Below are 22,461 nucleotides of genomic sequence, written 5' to 3'. Positions count from 1 at the left end.
TGATGATGAGGTGATGGTGTTTGGTTTAGCGTCGACATAGTGAAATTTCACGAAGGCCAGGATAAAAGCCACCAGCCTATGGCCGGTGGCTTTGCATCAATTCAGGAGAGGTTTTATTTCAGTTTGGTCTGGAAAAATTGTTCGAACTTCGCGAAAGGTATTTTTCCGGCCACGTTATCGTACAGGTCCACGTGATTTGCCCCTGGTACCACCACCAGCTCTTTATCTTTACTGCCAACCGCCTTGTAAGCATCTTCAGCAAAATAGCGTGAATGTGCTTTCTCACCGGTCACAATCAGCGTCGGAATGGTGATTTCACTGGCGTAACTCAACAGCGGCATATTCATAAATGACAGCGGCATCGTTGCCGTCCACGCCCCGGTAGAGTTAACGGAACGTTCGTGGAAGCCGCGCGGCATGCGATAGTAGTCAAAGAACTCTTTCAGTACCGAATGAGGATTTGCCGGCAGCGTTTCTGGCAGAATGCGCTCGCCCGCACTGACCTTGCCATTGCTATCGACATTAATATCATGACCACCGTGAGCGAACGTTCCGCTCTGCGCATCCTTCCAGCGCTGTTCATTCAGATATTGCAGAACAGCACGACGGTCGGCGGTAGAATAACGGTCTTCGCCATCCCCCACACCATGGCCCATCGCCCGGCTCATGTCATACATCACGCTGGTAGCAACCGCTTTAACGCGGGTATCCATCGCCACGTCGTTCAGCGCCATGCCGCCCCAGCCACAAATACCGAGTAGCCCGATACGGTTGCGATCTACCTCTTTTTGCAGCCCTAAGAAATCCACCGCCGCGCTGAAATCTTCAGTGTTGATATCCGGTGAGGCGACGTTTCGCGGATAGCCGCCGCTTTCCCCGGTGTAAGAAGGATCGAACGCCAGGGTAACAAACCCTCGTTCCGCCAGCGTCTGCGCATACAGGCCGCTGGATTGCTCTTTCACCGCGCCAAATGGCCCACTGACCGCAATCGCCGCCAGCTTGCGATCGCCACGGTCTTTAGGCAGGTAAAGATCGCCCACTAAGGTGATGCCATATCGGTTCGGGAACGAGACTTTACGGTGATCGACTTTCTGGCTCTCGGCGAACGTTTTATCCCATTTATCTGTCATGGACACAGGGGCATTAGGATTGGTTGAATCAGCATAACTCATTGTCGTGACTCCACTTAATGATGCGAAAAGCAGCATGGTCGGCATCGCGGTTTTTAGCGTTCGGGTGAAGGCTTTCATAAAAATCCCCATAAAAAACAACAGAGAGATACAGGTTTCCGACGGACAACACTGCGGTGCTTTACTTTGATGGGGTCATTATAGTGAGCAGAATTAGTGCTGATTAGGGGGCGATTAATGCTAAGATTAATACCATATTGTTATAAATTAATGCGGAGATTGCCGGCATGAAGGGGGGATGTTTCAATGGCGAAAAGGGAGAACTACAACGAGCTGTACCTGTTTATGCAGGTGGTGCGGGAAGGCAGCTTTACCGCAGCGGCTCAGCGGCTGGGTCTTGCTCAGTCAGGAGTCAGCCGTTCTGTTCGCGAGCTTGAAGAAAGGCTCGGCGTCCAGCTGCTGGTGCGCACCACGCGTAAACTGTCGCTGACGCAAGCAGGCGAGCAGCTCTACCAGAAGACGGCATCTGGATTTGAAATGTTAGATCTTGGGCTTGCCACACTGGCGCACTATCGAGAGACGCCCTCCGGCACGGTGCGTATCAATGCCAGCCAGCACGCGATTGATAAATGCCTGCTGCCAAAGCTGGCGGTATTTAAACAGCGATATCCTGATATCCGGCTTGAACTGATAAATGAGAGCCGGTTCGTCGATATCATCGAGGAAAGATTCGATGCTGGTGTCCGCCTGGGGCCTGAAGTCGGCCAGGGTATGGTCGCGGTACGCATCACGCCCGATATGGAGATGGCAATTGTGGGGACTCCGGAACATTTTCGTCGCTATGGTTTTCCGCAAACCCCGGCGGATTTAAAGGCGCATCCCTGTATCGCCTATCAGTTTGCCGACGGCAGCGTATACCAGTGGGAACTCAATCAGGATGATAAAAAAATTACCCACCGGCCTGAAGGGCAATGGGCCCTATCCGACAGCTATATGGAAGCAGAAGCCGCCCGACTGGGCCTCGGATTGGCCTATGTTCCTGTTGAACTGGTTGCGGATGATTTAGAACACGGTAAGCTTATCAGAGTGTTGCAGCGTTACAGCCTGCGAATGGAGGGATTGTTTCTCTATTACCCTCATCGCAACGTCTCCCCCGCTCTGCGGATGGTCATTGATACATTGAAAATCTGAACGTTAACAACGACCGACTCTTCACTGTGCAATATTGTGTCAGGTAGTCATTCTGCGTTCAATTCCAGGGGCCGCTTTGAGCGAGAAAGAGCGGTCTTATCTGTACAAGGGGACTATCCAGTAATTGAGATCACCCATAAGAAAAAAGTACCTGGCTCCCTCGACAACCTTCATCCGGGAATTTAGCCTCAATCAACATTTTTATATCTGTCAGGTTACTTCATTATGAAAACCGATCAATATCGTTGTTTTTGTTGCAATAGTAGAATACGCCTATTTATTCCTCCATTTCTATTAATAACGGCCATAAACTGTTCACTTCAATGATATTTAAAATATGCATCCTCTTCCTGCTTTTCAAGTTGTTCAGCGGCGTAAGAAAACGTATTAAATATGAATTCGACGATTTAACCATTTCTGTCTGATTGGTAATCATCTGTGATTAATGCTGGTCTATTGATTACGCCAGCACCCTCTCTAGCTTATTCACCGCCGCCACATACTTCGCCGGATTTTTATCTTTCAGCACCGCCAGATTACGTTGCTTCCAGCGAATAGCCGGAAAATGCTGAATTTCAGGATAGCGATACCGCGACCAGTCAGGGCTGTTTTGCTTAAAACTGAGCAAGAACTCGCGATCCAGATCCGTAAGATGTGACTTCAACGCCTGCGGCAGCAAAGTCGTTACTGACAGCAGCGATTCCAGCGACGTTTCCTGCTGAGTCATCCCCGAAAATTCCTGAGCATACAGCGTCGTGATCCGCTCTGTATCCCAGTTTGGGGCCAGCAACTCGGCAATGGGGCGGGGATGGCCTGCCAGATAACAAAGAAAACCGTCAAAGATCTCCCGCATCAGTCCCGGTTTCTCCAGCATATTCAGCACATCAAACAGATCGCGCGGGTGCTGACGATCAAGCGCTGCGCAGATTTTACCGCCATAAAGATCCGCCAGCGAAACGACACTCATAGTGGTGAAGCCATACTCCATTTCCACACGTTCGCACACCGACATTTCTGCCGGAGGCAACAACAGCCCACGCCAGACCGGACTAACCTCGATCTTAATCTGGGCATCAGCCGTATTCACAATGATGCGCTTTTCATCCGTTTTATTTTCCTGCCGAATCGCGGTAATCCCCGGTTTACTGTTCAGCGATGCAGTAATTCTCTTCAAAGAGTCGTTGATCGCCGTCAAATCGGTATCGCGATCCGCAAAAGTCTTATACGCCAGATCGATATCCACCGACAGACGGGGAAAATCCTGCACAAACAAATTGATTGCGGTGCCGCCTTTTAATGCGAAACAGGACTCCTTCGCCACATGCGGCAGAGCGGCCATCAACAGTTTGACCTGCCGGGTATAGCTATCACGCAGATCCATCTTCGACTCCTTCCGGTTTAAATTCGCATGGAACAGTAATTTGATAATCCGGCTCCAGCCAGCCACCAGGTATGATTTGCCGCTTTCCCGTACCTGTTTCTATACCGCTTTGATCCAGATACTGAAAATAAGGGTGTCCATTACGCCGGGCAAGGTAAAGCATCACCCGGTTGGTTTTAATCGAATGACTGGCGCGAAGCAGTGCCTGCAATTTGCGTGGGCTGAGAAGATTCAACCCCTGAAACAGAGCATCGGCATGTTCGAACGAGATCAACGAAGGAACGCCGCAGGCGATCTCATACGCGGCAAGTTCCGGAACACTGCCTGCTAACTGGCGGTCGCCAATTTTCAGTTCCGTAGTCAATGACGTTACATCTACGGTAAGCCCCGATGTATACAGCGTGATAAATGTTGCAGATTGTTCGAAGGCAGCAAACCATCCCGGCAGCTTAACGTAAGCCGGAAGCGCGAGCCAGACCTGCGGCTTACCCGGTTCGGTATAGTGCGCATGGCCCTGAAGCGCAAGGCTGGTTAGCCCCGCCACCCGAACAGGCTTTTCCCACTGTGTTTGAAGGCAGTAAACCGCGTCTACCCAATCCGGCTCACGGCCCGTCCGGAAGTACACACCGTGAGCGATGCGCCTGAGCCAGCCATTCTGAACATAGAGATAAGAAAGCTTACGATCTACGCCGTTGCGGGTAAGCCATGACTGGAGCAGCACCTGACCGGGTAGTGTATGCTGCATCAGCCAGTTTAGATAGTTTGGCAAATGTCGCCTCTGAATAGACATTAACAATAATATATAAACTAGTGTAGATTAAGGGATACGCCACAGCAAGAAATAGTTTACTTATTCCTCATTTTGTCTACTTAAACTCGACATTAAACAAAAAATTCAAACTTAATCACTTTCGGGAAAAATGTGACAAATATATGCTCGGACTGGTTGCGGGGAGCGTGTAACATGGATACAAATCAAAATTATTGCCAGCCTCACTGATGGATTACTGGTGTCAAGAGCACCTCCTTCGGGCATGAAACGGCTGGCTAATTCTGTACAGACTTTAATCTAAGGACGATAACGCATGACATATCAGGCAACTTTCACTGGCTGGGATGATCTGACGATTGAAGACCTTCTGGTCGCTTACCGGAAAGCAAAAGCCGATAGCTTCTTTGAGAATACATTTCCTGTTGCTATCAAATTTGCCGAGTATGAGCAGGAATTACTTGAAAACCTGCAAAAACTCTTAGATCTTTTACAGAGCGAAGATGGATTCAGTAGCAATAAGAAGTTGATTGGCAAATTTCGTTTGTTACCGAAAAAATTAACCACAAAGAAAAAACATGAATCCCAAAATGGACACGTCCACTTTTCTAATCCTAAACGAGCAGCCGACCATTTATTTAATAATTTTGATCTGATACCAGAGTTTCGTATTATTGGTGACTTCCCGGTTGATAGTCACATTATCTCTGCACTATGGATTAACATGGTCGGGCATAAATTTGATGCCAGCTTAGATAACTGTTGCTATGGCGCGCGGCTAAAGCGTATTCGTAATGATGAATTATTTAGCAATGAGCAGGATAATCCATTCCATATCAGTGCAGTGGGTTCTTTTAGCCCCTACTTCCAGCCCTACCAAAAATGGCGTGGTGATGGCTTAAAAGCTATACGTGACGAGTTGGAAAAAGATCGTGACATTATCGCCGCCTCACTGGATTTAAAAAGTTACTATCATTTTATTGATCCACTGGCTATAACCTCTGATGATCTCTATAACACACTAAACATAAAACTGACTGAGGATGAAAAAGCGTTTACTGCACAGTTAGCAGTATTCTTAAAGCACTGGTCTGACGGCGCAGCGGCATTTGGAAAGAAAATAGCGTACAAAACACCTGTTATTAATGGTGGTCTGGTCATTGGATTAACAGCCAGTCGGATCATTTCAAATATATTGCTACACCATTGGGATAAATTAGTCATTGAAAAACTATCACCAATTCACTACGGTCGTTATGTCGATGATATGTTCCTTGTAATACGCGATACAGGGAAAATTACTAATAATCACGAATTTATGTTATTGCTGCAAGATAGGCTTGGCAATGATTGCGTTTATTTGAAAAACGAGCAAAAACAAATATGGCAAATACAGCAGGGCGAGCATTTCCAGGGTAAGACCACCATCCAGTTACAATCCGATAAGCAAAAACTTTTCGTGCTTCAAGGGAGGGCTGGAATAGACCTGCTCGACAGTATCGAAAAGGAGATCTACGAGCTTTCTAGTGAACACCGCTTGATGCCTTCACCGGATCAACTGGAACACTCAACCGCAGCTAAAGTCCTTTCCGCTGCCGGTAGTGTAGGTGAAAATGCCGATACTCTGCGCCGTGCAGATGGATTAACCATTCGTCGTTTGGGCTGGTCACTGCAATTACGCTACGTTGAAACACTGGCACGAGATCTGCCTCCAAGTGAATGGAAAGAACAGCGGGAAGAGTTTTATCAGTTTGCCTACAACCATATTCTTAGGGCTGATAATCTATTTGCACATTTTAGTTATCTGCCAAGGCTGCTTGGCTTTGCTATCAGTATGAATGAATGGCAGCACGCGGAAACAATTGTACTTAAAGCTTACGAATCCATCAACCTGTTGGCATCGGTGATTACTTCAGGTAAGGAAGTGAATATAAATGGTTGCAAAACTCGAGCAGTAAATGATCTTTGGCGCTGTATAAAAGGCACATTAAGCTGGCTATTTGTTGATGCAGCGACACGATATTACAGTCCTGACAGATTATTTCTTGATAAACGTTCAAAGAAAGAAGAGTGCCTTGCGGATACATTTTTTAATCATATTTCACAAAGTCTGACGAATCTAAAGGATTTACTGGATCTTCGCTTTGATTCAGCAGATTTTTATTTAAAAGCGCCATTGGTAGCTCGAGCTGATTTAGCAAAGGAACCTTATAAACAGATCGTAAAGAGTCAGTCGGCAGAAAAACTTGTTAATCAGCGTGATAGTAAAAAAGAAGTTAAAATACTGAAATTAATGAGCGACTCATCGCTTATTGATATTGACGTTATTAAGCTATTTTTGAAATCAACCAAGAATACCCGACTGGAAAAAGTGGCTAAAGGAAATCGTAAGAACGAAAGTTACCTACCTTACATTTTCCCTACACGTCCTTTAACACCCGCTGAAATATCAGAACTGGCCCCCGAATGTGTTGGATTACCCTCCACATCCGACAAAAAACCAGATGAGAGACCGTCCACCATTTGGGCAAAATATACTCAAGCATTACGCGGAGTATGGATCAAACCGACGTTGCTAGCATCGGAGCAGGACTCAGATGAAGCGACAAAAAAAGCTCGGCCTAAGAAATTCATTCATATTGGCACAGACAGGAAACATAAAGTTGTCGTTGCGCTAACCAGCATTAAAACAGAGGAGGACGACTGGGCTAAAATGGCCTGCAATAAATCTAACTTGTCCCGTTCAAGGTACCAGCGGATTTCTGAACTGGTTAATGCAACATTGAAACTATCTCCTAAACCTGATTATGTTTTATTCCCTGAGCTTTCAATCCCGTTACGCTGGGTTAACAGTATTGCTGATCGTTTGAGTTCGGCGGGTATCAGTCTAATTGCGGGAACAGAATACCGCCACTTAGACGATAATCAACTGAAGAGTGAGGCCGTACTTGTCCTTTCAGATAACAGACTCGGCTATCCAGCGAGTGTCAAAATATGGCAACCCAAGCTGGAACCCGCCGTAGGTGAAGATGAGGCATTATTTTCAACTTATGGTAAGTCTTGGGACTCGACACTTAATGTTAAACAACGTAAGCCGGTATATATTCATCATGGCGTCAATTTTGGCGTTATGATTTGCTCTGAACTCCAGAATAGTAAAGCGAGGATCCGTTTTCAGGGCGCACTCGATGCATTAATGGTATTGAGCTGGAATAAAGATCTAGATACGTTTGCATCGTTGATTGAATCAGCAGCGCTGGATATTCATGCCTATACTATTTTAGTGAATAACCGAAAATACGGCGATAGTCGCGTACGTTCCCCGGCAAAAGAACCCTTTATGCGTGATATTGCTCGTGTGAAGGGCGGTGATAATGACTTTGTGGTCGCTGCAACGCTGGATATCGACTCGTTAAGGGCATTTCAGAGCAGGGCAAAACGCTGGCCTAAAGGCGGCGATAAATTCAAACCGTTACCTGAAGGATTCCAGTTGGCAAAGAACCGCAAAAAGCTACCGCCAAAATAAGAAACTGATTTTCGCTATTAATAATCAGGGTATTTTTGCGTGAGATGTCGGTAAACATGATGTAGCTCTTGCCACTCATGACCAATCGCAGTATCTTTCTCCCGCGCCTGCAAAATCAGGCGTCGGGATTAGCCTCCTGAAGAAATCTTATCGGCGACACATGACGCGCCAGCGTCTTTTTTTGTGTTGTTCGCACGGTTACACCTCAATGGTGGGCCGGGCGGGGGCGTCGCAAGACGCGCCAGTGTCCGATAAGGCTGGTAAGGCTAACCCTGCCCGGTTCCACCACCCGCGAGATTAGCCTCTCCGGTGGTGGCTTGAACACCCACTTATCGGAGGTTGCCCTATGGCTACAATCCTCACCACTGACAGCGATTTACTCGATCTATTGACCGTCCCCTTCAATGCCACCACGGATTTCACTGTCCTTGCTGACTACTGCGCCCGCTTTGCCGAAACCCTGATTGAAACCGACGATCCCGCGCTACGACTGGCGCTCTGCGGGCGGCTTCACGCGGCTCTTGCGCTATTGCAACCCACACTACACGACCCCATCCCACCGCATCTTACCGAAAGCCTGACCGTGGATACCCTTCCCGCCACACCAGAGCACTTTATTTCCGAACCTGATTCCTTGTGCGAATACTGCCTCGCACTACTCCAGCTTCTGCTGGAACGTCCGGCGGAACCAAAAATGGAGCAAACCCTGACCGGGCTGCTGTGTGAGCTGGTCTGGTATTTCACGGAAGGACTCAAAGCCCCGCGCTGGATGCGTACCGCCGACGGCGTAAAATTTATCAGCGAGGTGGCCGCATGATGCAACAGGACTGGCATTCCGCCGACATTATTGCGGTGCTGAAAAAGCGGGGAACGCCTCTGGCGGCACAGAGAAAAACTCATTGCGGAAGCGCTGTAAATATCGCCAGAAATCATCTGGTCCTCAAGGTACTTTGATAGCAAAGGCAAGCTGGCTGGTTCAGTCCGGAGTCTCTCTTCTTGCACTTAAAGAGATGGGAGGATGGGAAACTCTCAAAAAGGTTCAGAGATACGCTCACCTTTCAGCCGGGCATCTCACCGAGCACGCAAGCAAAATCGGCACGATCATAAGTCGCAATGGCACAAATACGGCACAGGAGGAAGCGTGGTGTATTTAAATATGGGGTAACTACTTGATTTAAATGGTGCCGATAATAGGAGTCGAACCTACGACCTTCGCATTACGAATTATAAGAATCCGCTTCTAATTCAAAGTATTACCCCATCAACACTGCGCTCACACGTCCCACCACATCAAAACATGTAAAGCCTTGCAAGCCATTGTGAGGCCTTATGTGTCTCAGTTTTGTCCCACCTTGTATTATGACTTGCATAGCCAATGAAGATAAAGGTGACGACAAACAGCGCAGCAGTCTTCTTTTCTTTCACACTTTCCCCAATCAGCATACATACCTTCTACCATAACTGTAGTGAATGTCTGTTATGAGCGATAAGCGGAAGTTCGTAATTATTATCAGTACAGTGCACCACTAATTATTTTCACACTGAAAGCATTAAGGTGTGAAGAGGGTTTTTATGCTTGATTTAATTATAAAATTGCAGGAAAGTGACCTTGTATCAGCTGATGATGAGTGAGTAAAAAATGTGGGAAGATAAGTATATTTGTCATAAATGCGTGAACGATAAATATGTCATGCAGCATATAATAAAAACTGGAAATAATTTTCAGATTTGCTCTTACTGCAAAAGGAAGCGTAAAAACATCCACCTCAAATATATTCTCAAGATGATGAATGAGGTTTTTGAGTACTACTATGATATATATGAGGATATCTATGATTCCGGGCGCGGTGATAGCGCGCAGGATGTCATCTACGGAGAACTGGGCGTCGAATGGGACGTAGCTGAAGATATTTATGAATTTCTTTGTGATGAATATAATCCGCATAACGATTATGACTACATCCGGTATAATGACGGGTTTCTTTATCGGCACATAAATCACTATAGCGGAGAGCTTGCGCATACCTGGAGTAAAGCCACTGACTCCCTTATGAAAGAAACACGATATTTTAACCGTGAAGTTAATGATTTCCTAGATTCACTTTTCAGTGATATCGATAAACTAAAAAACAGAGACAGTAATTCACCGATAAAAACTCTGACCGATGAGGTTCATCTTTTTCGTGCAAGGGTTTTTGAGGACCAAGAGGAAGTAAAGCAAGCCTTGGAGCATCCCGAGAAAAATTTTGGACCTCCCCCAACAACTTTGGCTCGCTCGGGCCGTATGAACGCACAGGGGATTTCAGTATTTTACGGTGCAACCTCAGTGAATTTGGCAATTGCTGAAGTAAGGCCGCCCGTCGGCAGTATTGTAGTAACGGCCTGTTTTGTACCGTTACGCGAGCTAAAAGTGCTGGACATTTCTGCCCTTGACTCGATTAGTTTCGGCTCAGGTAGTAAATTTGATCCTCAGACTCGCAAAACCAGTGAGCGCGCGATTTTTTTCAGTACGCTTTCCCGTAAGTTGACGCTTCCTACTTTTGGAAAAAGGCAGGACAGTGATTACCTCATCACCCAAGTGGTTGCCGATTACCTAGGTGACCGAAATAAATTTAAGCTTGATGGTGTCAGCTTTAAATCTACCCAGGTAGATGCCAACGGTGAGGATGCTGAGATAGGATATAATGTCGTTCTGTTTAATAAGTCTTCCGGCGTCAGGCATGCCGCAGATAAATCTCGCCGATATAATGTTGAGATGTATGAACACATCGAAGATGACCAGTATGCTTTTGTTCCGGAAATTCAGTTGATAGTTGAGGAACAAATAAAACCGAGACATATGGGTTCATTTTCATCATCGCATGACAAAAATGATGCACTACTGTTGAAAACCAACAGTATGACTTATCATAAAATTACTGGTGTAAAATACCAAACAAGTGAGACGGAGATTCATCAGGGAGATAGCGTTCGAAAACAAGAGCCACCTCAGAAATTCGATGACCTGATTGACTTCTGATCATCCGTTATATCAGGGTAAACTATTATTAAAGATGATGTGAGGGCAGTTAAGGAAGGAATTCACCCGGTATCGCGTTACTGGCGTCCCTTGATACCAAGCGGGCAGATTGCTGAACAGACACGTCTGTTTGAGCGAGGAGTTGGCTTTGTAGAATGCTTCAAGAGATAAAAACGCCTTATTTACGCAACTTGCTGCGAAAGGACCATGGCTTTGCTAGCTTCGGCACAGAGCGGACTGTCAGATTAGGCTTTACTCTGTGCCATAGATATGTAAGCTCACACCAGAGCTCATACAACTTCTTGCGGCATTTCCGGCCATTCAGGATTTGCAGGATCCACACGACTGACCAGAACGCTGTAGCGTTCCCATGCCTCCAGTCGACTGCGCTCCTCATCTGTTGCCATATTCAGCCTGACAGCGCGCTCCAGCGGCAAAATCACGGATTCAGCATCTGCTAGAAGTCTGGCTTTCCGATAGCCCATTTAAAGGATAACTTCCAAAGCAGTGGCAACTAACACTATTTATATCATGAGCAAGGCTTTTCCAGTTTTCATGCTCTCAGGGCATAAAAGTATCAACTATTTCTAATCCATGCCGATACTAACAAAAATACCACCATAAAATATAATTAAGAAAATGTTAAGGATCTACATGAAAAGCTATTTAAAAGGTGTTTGGGAATACTTCGCGAGTCACATGTTGTTTATGTATCTCGGCTCAGTCTCTTTTGCATGGATTGATATCTGGTTTTTTAAAAAAATTGAACCATCAACAATTACTGCAACAGTTTCAACAATAACACTTGGACTAGCGATTTATGCATTAACAAGGGTAAATGAATGGATTAAAAACAAAAAATCAGAAAAGGCTTTCGAGAGAACTACATTGTTCATCGACAGCATGTTTCGATCAAAGGACTTAAATAATCAATGTTATCAATCACTTATTTCTATACAGCCAAGAATAAAAAGTGAGAACCCCATACTCTACAAGCATCTCACTACAAGTGGGAGGGAGTTACTTTCTGAGTCAAAAGATTTACGATTCGAATTAGTTGCAATTCGGGATAGTTTTGGTTTGTGGAAAATCAAACCTAATCATTCAGACCTTCTAAATAATCTCATCACCACCTACACTGCTCTTGTTGCACAATTTAATATCATTTATATTTTAATTGATGAATTAGAGCGTGGTGAAAGGGTAGTTTCTGAGTCATCATGGGATAGTTATATCGGAATGATGGCAAGCGCTTATTCAAATTACCATGATCAGTTCGAAATATTCAAAGGTTGTAGCTACAATGAACTTTTTAAAATCATTAAATAATAATTGTCGTGTATTGCGATCATATCACCAGCGATACCCATGACATTATGGTGACCTGCTCTCCATTGATTAACACATTGTGATGTCAGTAACGTCCGCTCCTGGCACAGAGCGGACGATATCACTGAGCTGAAGGTCCGCTGAGAGCGAGGAGCAGAAGTTATATTAAAAATTAATTAGCACGTTGATTTAATCACCATGAAGGATAATTAGGTTTTTTTCCTCTTAAAAGAGATACTTTGTCAATTATCTCAACAGAAGCAGTTCTATAATCCTCCTGCTGAAGTAGGTGAACTGCATAATCTCTCAATTCTTGCAAAGTGGAAAAGCCGTTACTTTCGATGAGTATTATAATTATCTTAATATACTTAAAGATTTGTTCAGAGGATTCGTTCGCGTTGACGTTAAGTTCGTAAAAATCTTTACCATCATGAACAAGCTTGTTTCTTACGTCAGTATATAACTCGTCATAAACTTCTAGGTTTTTCTTAAATTTGATTAGTGAGTTATTACATGTAAGTGCTGCAATGTAGGTCCTTTGCTTCCATCCTTTCCAATTTGGGTCAATATTAGCAAGACCATCAAGTGCAAAGACTAGGTTTAGAAATTGTGATTCCGCGCCAATTGAATAAAAAGATTGCCTACATGCCCTAACTACGGAGCTAACTAATTTTGAAAGTTCATTTTCAACGACTCCATCGTAGATAGAAGATAAATATTGCAACCCAGGGTAATACAAGCTGTCAACCTGAGGGCCTAGCCAATTATTACTCACAGCAAGGGGTCTTGATATTCCACTTATCTTAATTGGTTTAAGATGAGTCCTCTCACGAGGAATGATTTCTACATCATAAAATCCGTCAGAGCGTTGACCTGCAGGATTAGGGGTATATTCCATACGTGTAAATGAGCTGTGAGAAAATCTGACTAAATCAAGCGCATATTCAGCTATAGATAAACACATGTTTATAACATGGTTGTTATGATCAATGCTTGAATTAAGTTTTAATAAATCAATATATGGTAGGTCACAGTTAAACTGTATATACGAACCATCTTGCTCTGATAATCGCTTATGTGACTCTTCATCAAATTGTCTTCCGCAATAAAAAATATACTTTCCGATCTCGATGGTTTCCTGAATGAAAATCTTCTCAATCGGCACAATAACTATGCACTCCATATTTTTGTTTTTACCCTCTAATTCAGCTAATTCTAGGTTAGAGCTTCTTGATTTAGCTAACTCTATTTCTACCCACTCAAAGCATATTGAGAAGTCTTCTAGAATTTCGATACTGCTTTTTTGATAACTATCCTTGGTATATTTAAATGTAATGCCATCTCCTTCAGGATAGGCACTGGCCCAATATCCCATATCTCTTAACTTTTTTAGAGATGTTGAGATATCGTCGACTTTATTAATAAAATCCTCTTTTCGCCATAAAACATTGCCAGTGTAGTTTTCGTACGGTGGTATTAAACGAGCTTTCATATAACTTCCTTATTATCCAAGAGGATGTGACTGAAATTTTTATCAGACTTATCTACAATAATATAAATTGACATGAAAAATCTACTCAACAATTAACCGTTATGATTTGCTTGCGACGACTAAAACATGCCGATGGGTCGCATCCGCTCCTGGCACATAGCAGTCCGAGAGACAGTGGCGTAAAGTCATGGAGGATCGGTGGGAGGAGGCGCTAATCCTTTCATACAAAAAATATGTAAAATCAATAACGGCTGTAAATCATTCAATACTCGCACTATCGGAAGTTCACCAGCCAGCCGCAGCACGTTCTTGCATACGACGAGCCTGCGGTTTCATTTATCTCCGACCGGAAACATCTTATACAGTGTCGATACACCAACATCATAGATGATCGCTACCTTCTGGCGAGGAATTCCTGCTGCAATTAATCGTCCGGCCTGCTCCCATTGTTCTGGTGTAAGTTTGGGGCGACGTCCACCAATTCGTCCCTGTGCGCGAGCAGCTTCCAGTCCAGCTTTTGTTCGTTCAACAATCAGTTCACGCTCCATTTCAGCCAGGGCACCCATCACATGAAAGAAAAAGCGCCCCATTGGGGTACTGGTATCAATTGAATCCGTCAGACTACGAAAGTTGATGCCTCGTTCGCGCAACTCCTCCACCAGCACGACAAGATGCCGCATACTGCGCCCCAGTCGGTCCAGTTTCCAGACCACCAGCGTGTCACCTGCCGATAATGTCCTGAGCAGCTTTTTCAGTCCTAGTCTGTCGGACTTTGTACCGCTTATCTTGTCTTCAAAAATCAGCTCACATCCTGCACAGTTCAGCGCATTACGTTGTAGATCGGTATTCTGGTCATTTGTTGATACACGTACATAGCCAATAAGCATGTTAAATCCCCCTGGTAAAAGCAGGAATGATGCCATTTGCTTGTTATTTCTTCATTTTCATAAACGTTGGTTTGGGAGAAGGCTCTGCATTACCTGTTGGTGTGCCTGTTCCATGGCCTTCAGTCACACCGCCAACAGGCTGGCTGAAATGCAACGGTGCTGCCTTTGATAAGGTGAAATATCCCCATCTTGCTACAGCATATCCATCAGGGAAACTACCTGATCTCCGTGGTGAGTTTATTCGTGGATGGGATGATGGAAGAGGAATTGATTCAGGACGGACTCTCCTGTCTGCTCAGGACGGGAGCATTGAGGCACACGGCCATGATTACAATGGGGCCATCTATACTTCTAGCGGTCCTTCCTGGGCTAATACGACGGATGCGGGACACCGGGCATATTCGGGATTTACATCATCATATGGCGGGAGCGAAACCCGTCCACGAAATATTGCATTTAACTATATCGTGAGGGCTGCATAATGGATAACGCCGTATTAAATAGCGAGATTATTGCCACGAAGGCGGGGAATATTATCGTCTATAACTATGATGGTAAAACTCGGGAATATATTTCTACTTCAAATGAATATCTTGCCATTGGTGTCGGTATCCCTGCATATTCCTGTTTAGATGCACCAGTTACACGTAAAGCTGGTTATGCTATCTGCCGTTCGATGGATTTAAACTCATGGGAATATGTGCCAGACCATCGCGGTGAAATCGTCTTTAGCACCGAAACAGGAGAATCAAAAGAAATCACAGCTCCGGGTGATTACCCTGATAATACAACCACTATCGCCCCGTTAACGCCATACGATAAATGGGATGGTGAGAAATGGGTGACAGATACTGAGGCACAGCATAATGCCGCAGTAGACGCGGCAGAAGCACTGCGCCAGTCACTTATTGATGCAGCAATGGCTTCCATTAGTCTGATTCAACTGAAACTACAGGCCGGACGGAAGCTGACGCAGGCAGAAACCACCCGACTTAACGCTGTGCTGGATTACATTGACGCGGTGACGGCAACAGATACCAGCACCGCGCCGGATGTCATCTGGCCTGAACTGCCGGAGGCGTAGGCCATTCAATATCTGGCGCACTGGCGGTATCGACCAGCTCCAGTGCGTCCAGATAATCCAGCCACAAATTATATTGTGCCAGTTCCTCACCTTTCAGACGACCAATAGCTGCTTTACCAGGCCATTGCTTACCGTTCATGTAATCATTGGCTAAATCTATTCTTTTTTGCTTCTCGACATCAGCGGTGACAATTAATTCTTCTCGTGTAGGTGGAGGAATATCACCCCATGATGGCATGTTATTTAAAGTTATAAGTTGCTTACCTGTAGGGGGAGTGCCGGAAAACTCATAATAAATGCTGTCACTAACGTTAATGGCATCATGCGGCCAACAATTATTATCAACATAATCAGCCTGCCACTCGATGGCATAAAAACGGGACTCAGATGGACTGAACACAAAACGATTCATATTAATATCCTATAGCTAAAAACATAGCGTCTGAGGTGTTTGTATTTACAGCAATATTCATCATGACCTGAGCGGTAAATCCTGTATTGCTTACCCACTCGCATGAGTTAGTTATCTGAACCCATGTTAATTTGGTAGAAAAAACGCCCCAGCAATTAACAGGGAACGGGACAGGGAAAGTCACTGGCACAGAATTTACTACACCGACAGTAGTCAAATTTGCGAGCGTCCGGCGAAACACCTGAATCTTAAGACCATCAGGACCTGTAAATAACAAATTATCGGTGTACTGCCCGCTTGCTCTTAAACCAAGGTTTTCGAGAGCCGTTTTCACCGTGCCGTCCGATTTGATATCACCAAACGGATTCTTGCGGCTCAGGTATTCAACAGCAAACCCCGATCCCAGCAATTCAACAAAACCGGGCAGATCACCATTATCAAGCACATCCCGTTGCGTTTTGTCACTTACAAACTGGGCCAGAGCTGCAGCAATAAAGCTGGCCTGCCGAATAACCTTATTGACTTGCGCACTGGATGCTTTCCCTGCTGTAAATCCGGATAAAAGCGCAGGCAACGCTTCCCATTCCTCCTGCGACATAACATTGGCATTCCGATCAGTTGCAAACGCTTTAAAGTCATTTTTCGCCATCAGAGTAATACTCCCCATGCTCCTACATCAAAACCACTGATGAATTCGTTATCCATATCAAAACCAAAAAATTTTGAGCCTTCCGATGGGGTTTCCACCGAAGGTGTTTCAATGCCACCCGCCCATACCCCGGCAGCTTTTACTGTGAGATACCCCTGTTTAATTGCCGCAATTAACTCACGCGATACATCTGAAATATCAGTATCAGGAAAGACCCAGACCGATATCGTCATGTCCTGGTTATCGACTATCTGCATTCGCAGCCCGGATCCTGCTGTTGCAGCGTCAAGAATTGCCGGAAGCGAATCATTCCGTCCATCCCAGTTATTAATCGCAATCTTCGCTTTAAGAATGACACGATAAGTTTCATCGCTGAGGTACATGTATCCGTAATCAGGATCGTATGGTCCCTGCCATACCCCCTGATCATATCCAAGCCCGTCGGTATCCCAGCTGAAATAGACACCTGAGATAGGCTGGCTGACAACACGGCTACGTCCGATCCACAATCCCAGAATGTCAAGTTGCACACCAACCGCAGAGTCAATATCAAATGCAGTAATCAGCCCTCTGGTGGCAGCCGCAACATCAATAAGCGGCCGGGTCATCAGATCAACATGCGCAAGAAATTTAGGTTTGGTGGCGTGGTAGTTCGTGATTAGTTCGGTGTATTTGCTCATGACTCCACCGTTATAACGATATTTTCCGGGGTACAGGACGCAGATTCGTTGTATCTGATATCAATGTTTGATGACGACAAAGCCCCCGGGGATTTCCCAATCGTCAGTTCCTGAATATCGTAATAGCGTGCATTCCCGCCACTCACCACGCCAAGATTCGCCGGTGAGTAAATGCGACTTAAAAGGACCGAATCACCAATCGTCAAACTATTGATATAGTCGGAAATAGCCTGCTGGATCTGCTGCCCTATCTGTGAGGTATAACCCGTAAAAACTTTTAATTTAATCCGGGCATAAACAGGCACATCACTGGAACGCGAGAATTTGATTACATGGGGATTGCCGTATTTATCCGGAACCGTAACGGATGTTGTACCGTGAGTGGCTGTCCCCTGGCCTTTATTCCCTCTGATAGCCTGAGCAATATCCGTCACATCACCGCCATCCACAATTACAGCAACAGAGTGTGGCGGTAACCAGTTACCGTCCTCCGAACCAGTATCGTTTTCATAGAGTTTGTGGCGGGTTACACCGGTAACATTAGAAACAGCACCATCCAGTGCTTCAAATGGGGTTATTGATGGCAACGCAACACTTTGCGACTGGCGGATACGTAACTCAGCATCAGTTTCTGCCGGAGAGCCAACAGTAGCCGCAGCAGGATTAGTTACCGAAACCCAGCCACGGGTTGGCGTATTAATTTCAGTGATAGTTCCAGCCAGCGCCGCCACTGCACCACTGACGGAACATGTTGCGGTCGCCATCACTGTACCATCCACGCCGACCACCACTGAAGCAGGCAAACGCCATATCACATTATTACTGTCTTTCACGCTGCCATTAATGATGGTTGTTCCGGCAGTTCCTGTAAGAAGCAAATCAACCGTAGAGTTCGTCGCGCCTTTACGTGAAATACCATTTATTTTCACGTTACTGGTCAGTGCAGCCCCATAGCCGGTTGCCGGTGAAAAACAGTTGTAGACAGTTATCGCCATATTATTGGCATCATGAATCGCCAGCGCCATCAGAGCCACCATCTGGCCGTCTTTGCTGTCCGGTTCGAGGTAGGCATCACTGCCATAAATCTGCTGAAAATAGCTAATCAGGGTGCTGAGTATCGTCTGATAATCAGGCGCACTGATCCCCTCTGCGGTTACCTTTGCAGATAAACCAAGAGAATCAAGGTTCAGAGCCATTACGCCTCCGATGTAACAGTCGTTATTCCATAAAGAGTGTCGATTTCAGCGGAAAACATGACACGTCGGGTCGTGGTATCCACCGTCGTATTGAAAGAGAGGATTGATTTAACGCCCCGCGTTTCGAGGATGCGCTTACGGATCGCCAGGTTGTAGGTTTCCGGCTTCTGCTTACCGAGTACGGACTGGATCCACGGAGTCCCTTCGGTGGTATCGAGAAACCATTGCCCATACCACAATTCGAATCGCGTTTTTACCGCCTGCGCCACGGCCTCCGGTGAGTTAATCAGCCAGGTGTCATCACCGCTGCCAAAGGTATAATCGCCATCGGCGTCTTCACGTCTGTATCGCATCAGTTAGGCGCTCCTGTGTTACCGCCGCCGGTCTGTACTCCGCCGTGCGTGTGCGTCATCAGGCTCTTACCACCAGCTTTTACATCGTTAGTCACCGTGACAGGGCCAAGCATCGTCGCGGTGCCGCCGCTTTCGCCCATCCCCTGAGAGAGATTCCCGTTTATTGTCACGTTGCCGTTTAGCGTGATGGTGGGTGATGTGATCGTGGTTCCTCCTTCTGCTGTCGCCGTCAGCGCGCCGGGGGTTTTAACCGTGATGTTATGGCCTGCGGCCACTTCCACAAACGCAGCGCCATCATCAGTACGCAGTTGCGCGGCGCTGGTGCTGATTCCGCTGATTTTCTGCGCCTGAGACTGCGGACCGACGATACAGAACGCATCCGATAAATCATGCATTCTGTCATCAACCGTCTCCTGTATCCCGCCGCTCTGCCACCAGAAATCAATACAACGATCGGCAAAAACGACAAGACACTCATCCCCAGCCTTTACCGGAAAAGTCAACGTACAGCCTCCGCCGCGTGGGAATACCACCGGCACATCCACCAGCAGCGGGTAATTTTTGGTAACGCGATTGCCGTCGTTATCCGTTTCAACCGAACGGATAGAAGGCTGCACAACCGCCGTCACAGCGTCAGGATCGAATGACTGGACGATGCCAGGCAAAGCGACTCGGATCTGGTTCTTTGTTGTTTCCCGTTCAGATTTGAATGTTTCAGCAAGGTCGCCGCTGCGGGTCTGGTCAGATACTGCCATTTAGTAGGCTCCAGAAAGCAAAAAACCCGCCGGGTGGCGGGTTTATGAATCGTAGGTTTTCAATTTTTCGAGTTCATCAGGAGGAAGTTCTATGAAGGTTTCCTCTGCTAATTTTATCAGCCGGGGAAGCATCGAATCAGCTTGCTGATGAGCGTTTGGGCTGATGATTGCCAATATCTGATAGTGTTCATCGATATAAAGATGCTGAGCATATACCAAAAAATTATCACATGTCCGTTCACTCAGAGATGCTTCTGGAGGCCAGGGTTTATCGCCAGGTAGCTTTAAGTGAATTTTCCTGATGTTGGCAGCCATCGCATCATAGTTACGTTCAAAACCGCCTAACGAACCAAAACACCAGAACTGGGAACCCTTTGAAATATAATCGGCAAGCATTTGAGCATACTTATGTGCTGCAGCTAAATGACGCAATTCTCCCGTGATACTGACTTTTGCCATGTCACATCCATTTAGGGGCGTCGGCTCCCAGCATCTTATGCGATGTTGAGATCAGTTCAATCGCCTCTTCACGGGTAACATTATCTGACAAGAGTTCAGCCTGGAAAGGCTGCGATTGCCTAACTTCAGCGGCCAACTGAGTTGCAGTGTTCTCGACGGCGGTCAACGCACGAACATATTTGCGTTTTAATGGGCGCAACATTTGCAGATGGCCTTGCCACATAGGGGACCTTTCCGCTTCAGAGAACATATCCACTAAATGTCCTTTAGCATTTCGGCATGCCTTGGCAAGACCTTCGAGATGGGATAAAAACCCTTCCGGAAGCTCATCAACAATGATTCTTCCATTTCGAAAAGCTTCGAGATGAGACATGCCTTCCTTCGCGGTATTTTCGATTTCTTGAGCGCGTGCAGCAATCGCGGTACAACGACGAAATGCCTCTTCAGCATCTAATCGTTGTGGCAGTTCACAAGCATTAGAGATCAGGGGTTTGAAAGCACCGTTAACAGCTTCCTGAACCTGATTCATTTGTTGTGTAATTGTTGCCAGCGCAAATGCGTAGCTAATCGCCATACCCAATCCCTCTGTCGTTTTAAACGACTATACACCACTTATTCAAAGTTAGCTGAGCGCTAAAAGTTCGCAAAGTTTAGTGATCATGCAACCACCTAGCAAGCGATAAAAAATCATTATTTAGTGAATGTGAACAAACTCAACACTATGCAGAAATGTAACTTTTGGTTAACCAGAAACCTTTTTACACGGGAAAGAGCCGATGATTTTCGGCGCATCCATGCTGTTCTGCAGCAGTTGGACGTTCAGGAAGCGCGTTTCGGTACCCGGACGACGAATGTATTCAAAGCCGTAGTTGTTGCCGTCTTTGGCAGGCATTAGCCCCATATCAATCTTAATGCCATCAGCACCAAGATTTGTAATTTTCTGAGATGTGACGCGTTCACCGTTAATCATGTCCATTTCCCCCAACCTTGCAGTGATGGTGTAAGGTCCACAATAAGCGGTGTAACCGCTTGCAGATGCCCCAAATGACATAAAGGCAACAATTAAAATGGCTAAGGCTTTCACATTTACCCCCGGTTAAGCGAGTCCTGAGTGCGGAGATCCGCCGCGCCACGCGCTTCGCACATCATATCCATGTACCACGCCAGGCCCCTTGTATCGCCAGTGTACATAATCCCGCGCACAATATAAACGCCATCCGTTGCGATGCTGGCAGGCTGCGATGTGGTGCCGCTTAGCGTGATATTTCCATCCGTGTTCTGGTCGGTGATCTGACCACCAGCCATCGCAATATCGTTGTTCGACAAGGCGGTACGATACACGGAAGCCTGATCCAGCTGAATGAGTCCGTTAACCCGGATGTTCGGATTAATAAGCGCGCGGACGTTTACGCCGTTACCGATAGTCTGCTGCGGCATGCCAATAAGCCCGGTAGCGCTGTTGAGCACAATCGCTTCATGAACATATTCGTTATTCGCCACCATCTGGCGTTGACCGTCCACGAATTGCCATGTTGCGCCACATTGTCCGGCCACGTTATCCATAAGATGCCGTGTCATGCCGAACAGCACCCGCCCTCGAGGGAATACGGTAGCAGGCATTTCAGGCGTCAGGCCTTCGGTCGCGCCTTTGGCTTCGAAGTCTTTCATCAGCGCACGGTTCACATCAGCGACCGTGTAACCGGCAGCCAGCGTCTGTGAGGTTATACTGGTGGCAAAAGCCAGATCTGTATCGGCTGCCTGAATCAGGACGTAGGAATCAACCGGGCTGTCTTTTCCTGTGACCGAGTAGCGAATTTCACCGCTGAAAATCAGTCCGTAGTTGCGGCCATCACTCTGGCCCACGTCCGCCGCATCAACCTCCCGCACGGTCCCGACATCGCTTGCCGACACCTCCGGCGCGATACCGTCGTAACCCGCAATCAGACGCACTTTCGAAAACTCCTGCCCGGTAATTCGGTTCACAGTATCTGCCGAGAGGTTATAAATTTTGATAGTCCCTACCCGGGACGCGCTGCTGATGTTGAACCAGTCGATCGTAAAGGTGACTTTGAAATCACTTAGCTCAATTCCCTGACCGTTCCCGTCCACAAGCTGCAGCTCGAAATGTCTCATCCAGTTCTGTGTCATG

At 46.3% G+C, this 22,461-nt stretch carries 23 protein-coding genes and 3 pseudogenes; 10 read left to right on the top strand and 16 right to left on the bottom strand.

What is annotated here, in order from left to right:
- Positions 1–113: 113 nt before the first annotated feature.
- Positions 114–1,172, bottom strand: coding sequence for an alpha/beta hydrolase (locus QUE34_RS01810; RefSeq protein ID WP_123058987.1), 1,059 nt, complete (start codon positions 1,170–1,172; stop codon positions 114–116).
- A 264-nt stretch (positions 1,173–1,436) separates the two neighbouring features.
- On the opposite strand from QUE34_RS01810, the gene QUE34_RS01805 reads away from it, so the two are divergent.
- The gene (locus tag QUE34_RS01805; protein WP_001119037.1) at positions 1,437–2,321 is read left to right on the top strand and encodes a LysR family transcriptional regulator; all 885 of its coding nucleotides are present in this window, start codon (positions 1,437–1,439) and stop codon (positions 2,319–2,321) included.
- Positions 2,322–2,550: 229 nt separating this feature from the next.
- Positions 2,551–2,619, top strand: a pseudogene (gene ykgR / locus QUE34_RS01800) (small membrane protein YkgR); the annotation flags it as partial.
- 162 nt (positions 2,620–2,781) lie between these two features.
- Here ykgR and QUE34_RS01795 read toward each other — a convergent pair.
- Both QUE34_RS01795 and QUE34_RS01790 read right to left on the bottom strand, forming a co-directional pair.
- Entirely contained in the window at positions 2,782–3,702 is a 921-nt protein-coding gene (locus tag QUE34_RS01795; protein WP_032302488.1) for a nucleotidyl transferase AbiEii/AbiGii toxin family protein, read from the bottom strand.
- Positions 3,689–4,471: a type IV toxin-antitoxin system AbiEi family antitoxin domain-containing protein gene (locus QUE34_RS01790; RefSeq protein ID WP_198600491.1), complete on the bottom strand. Its 783-nt coding sequence runs from the start codon at positions 4,469–4,471 to the stop codon at positions 3,689–3,691. The genes QUE34_RS01795 and QUE34_RS01790 overlap by 14 nt, the downstream gene beginning before the upstream one ends.
- Before the next feature lie 316 nt (positions 4,472–4,787).
- Between QUE34_RS01790 and QUE34_RS01785 the strand changes: the two genes are divergently transcribed.
- From QUE34_RS01785 to QUE34_RS01765, 5 genes and pseudogenes are all read left to right on the top strand, one after another.
- On the top strand, positions 4,788–7,997 hold the full coding sequence (locus tag QUE34_RS01785) for a hypothetical protein (protein ID WP_103253298.1): 3,210 nt from the start codon (positions 4,788–4,790) through the stop codon (positions 7,995–7,997).
- A 346-nt stretch (positions 7,998–8,343) separates the two neighbouring features.
- Entirely contained in the window at positions 8,344–8,814 is a 471-nt protein-coding gene (locus QUE34_RS01780; RefSeq protein ID WP_000201186.1) for a hypothetical protein, read from the top strand.
- Positions 8,811–8,951, top strand: a complete 141-nt coding sequence (locus QUE34_RS01775) for a helix-turn-helix domain-containing protein (protein ID WP_001424131.1) — start codon at positions 8,811–8,813, stop codon at positions 8,949–8,951. Before QUE34_RS01780 ends, QUE34_RS01775 begins: the two co-directional genes overlap by 4 nt.
- A gap of 8 nt (positions 8,952–8,959) precedes the next feature.
- Positions 8,960–9,162: pseudogene (locus tag QUE34_RS01770) on the top strand (integrase); the annotation flags it as partial.
- Between the two features lie 474 nt (positions 9,163–9,636).
- Positions 9,637–11,016 carry an RES family NAD+ phosphorylase gene (locus QUE34_RS01765; protein WP_286338915.1) on the top strand — a complete coding sequence of 460 codons (1,380 nt, stop codon included), beginning with the start codon at positions 9,637–9,639 and terminating at the stop codon, positions 11,014–11,016.
- 290 nt (positions 11,017–11,306) lie between these two features.
- Here the strand turns inward: QUE34_RS01765 and QUE34_RS01760 are convergent.
- A pseudogene (locus QUE34_RS01760) lies at positions 11,307–11,492 on the bottom strand (tail fiber assembly protein); the annotation flags it as partial.
- A gap of 178 nt (positions 11,493–11,670) precedes the next feature.
- Between QUE34_RS01760 and QUE34_RS01755 the strand changes: the two are divergent.
- The gene (locus QUE34_RS01755; RefSeq protein ID WP_286338914.1) at positions 11,671–12,345 is read left to right on the top strand and encodes a hypothetical protein; all 675 of its coding nucleotides are present in this window, start codon (positions 11,671–11,673) and stop codon (positions 12,343–12,345) included.
- 193 nt (positions 12,346–12,538) lie between these two features.
- Here the strand turns inward: QUE34_RS01755 and QUE34_RS01750 are convergent, their stop codons facing one another.
- Both QUE34_RS01750 and pinE read right to left on the bottom strand, forming a co-directional pair.
- Complete coding sequence (locus tag QUE34_RS01750; protein WP_053897774.1) at positions 12,539–13,837, bottom strand: hypothetical protein; 1,299 nt, start codon at positions 13,835–13,837, stop codon at positions 12,539–12,541.
- Between the two features lie 332 nt (positions 13,838–14,169).
- A complete protein-coding gene (pinE, locus tag QUE34_RS01745; protein WP_286338913.1) occupies positions 14,170–14,724 on the bottom strand; it encodes a site-specific DNA recombinase in 555 nt (184 codons plus the stop codon).
- A gap of 29 nt (positions 14,725–14,753) precedes the next feature.
- Between pinE and QUE34_RS01740 the strand changes: the two genes are divergently transcribed.
- Together QUE34_RS01740 and QUE34_RS01735 are read left to right on the top strand one after the other, a co-directional pair.
- Positions 14,754–15,206, top strand: a complete 453-nt coding sequence (locus QUE34_RS01740) for a phage tail protein (RefSeq protein WP_286338973.1) — start codon at positions 14,754–14,756, stop codon at positions 15,204–15,206.
- Complete coding sequence (locus tag QUE34_RS01735) at positions 15,206–15,808, top strand: tail fiber assembly protein (RefSeq protein WP_116298538.1); 603 nt, start codon at positions 15,206–15,208, stop codon at positions 15,806–15,808. The genes QUE34_RS01740 and QUE34_RS01735 overlap by 1 nt, the downstream gene beginning before the upstream one ends.
- Here the strand turns inward: QUE34_RS01735 and QUE34_RS01730 are convergent.
- From QUE34_RS01730 to QUE34_RS01685, 10 genes are all read right to left on the bottom strand, one after another.
- Complete coding sequence (locus QUE34_RS01730) at positions 15,780–16,220, bottom strand: tail fiber assembly protein (RefSeq protein ID WP_032344430.1); 441 nt, start codon at positions 16,218–16,220, stop codon at positions 15,780–15,782. The two genes, QUE34_RS01735 and QUE34_RS01730, sit on opposite strands and share 29 nt — an antisense overlap.
- Position 16,221: 1 nt before the next feature.
- Complete coding sequence (locus tag QUE34_RS28385; RefSeq protein WP_096985277.1) at positions 16,222–16,869, bottom strand: gp53-like domain-containing protein; 648 nt, start codon at positions 16,867–16,869, stop codon at positions 16,222–16,224.
- Positions 16,869–17,549 (bottom strand): baseplate wedge 1 family protein, encoded by a 681-nt coding sequence (locus tag QUE34_RS01720; RefSeq protein WP_089582186.1) that lies wholly within the window; start codon positions 17,547–17,549, stop codon positions 16,869–16,871. The genes QUE34_RS28385 and QUE34_RS01720 overlap by 1 nt, the downstream gene beginning before the upstream one ends.
- Complete coding sequence (locus QUE34_RS01715) at positions 17,546–18,745, bottom strand: baseplate J/gp47 family protein (RefSeq protein WP_238064397.1); 1,200 nt, start codon at positions 18,743–18,745, stop codon at positions 17,546–17,548. Before QUE34_RS01715 ends, QUE34_RS01720 begins: the two co-directional genes overlap by 4 nt.
- Positions 18,745–19,098 (bottom strand): contractile injection system sheath initiator, encoded by a 354-nt coding sequence (locus tag QUE34_RS01710; RefSeq protein WP_001270634.1) that lies wholly within the window; start codon positions 19,096–19,098, stop codon positions 18,745–18,747. Before QUE34_RS01710 ends, QUE34_RS01715 begins: the two co-directional genes overlap by 1 nt.
- Positions 19,098–19,853: a Gp138 family membrane-puncturing spike protein gene (locus tag QUE34_RS01705; protein WP_032216973.1), complete on the bottom strand. Its 756-nt coding sequence runs from the start codon at positions 19,851–19,853 to the stop codon at positions 19,098–19,100. The genes QUE34_RS01710 and QUE34_RS01705 overlap by 1 nt, the downstream gene beginning before the upstream one ends.
- Before the next feature lie 42 nt (positions 19,854–19,895).
- Positions 19,896–20,312, bottom strand: a complete 417-nt coding sequence (locus QUE34_RS01700; protein WP_023565512.1) for a type II toxin-antitoxin system YafO family toxin — start codon at positions 20,310–20,312, stop codon at positions 19,896–19,898.
- A gap of 1 nt (position 20,313) precedes the next feature.
- Positions 20,314–20,886: a hypothetical protein gene (locus QUE34_RS01695; RefSeq protein WP_032216972.1), complete on the bottom strand. Its 573-nt coding sequence runs from the start codon at positions 20,884–20,886 to the stop codon at positions 20,314–20,316.
- A 168-nt stretch (positions 20,887–21,054) separates the two neighbouring features.
- Positions 21,055–21,396: an STY1065/STY2022 family phage-derived protein gene (locus tag QUE34_RS01690; protein WP_032216971.1), complete on the bottom strand. Its 342-nt coding sequence runs from the start codon at positions 21,394–21,396 to the stop codon at positions 21,055–21,057.
- 2 nt (positions 21,397–21,398) lie between these two features.
- On the bottom strand, positions 21,399–22,460 hold the full coding sequence (locus QUE34_RS01685) for a hypothetical protein (RefSeq protein ID WP_286338912.1): 1,062 nt from the start codon (positions 22,458–22,460) through the stop codon (positions 21,399–21,401).
- Between the last annotated feature and the right edge of the window lies 1 nt (position 22,461).

Source organism: Escherichia sp. KS167_9B (assembly GCF_030295215.1).
In the GTDB taxonomy this organism is placed as follows: Bacteria; Pseudomonadota; Gammaproteobacteria; order Enterobacterales; family Enterobacteriaceae; genus Escherichia; species Escherichia coli_F.
This window is presented reverse-complemented; position numbering and strand designations above follow the sequence as displayed.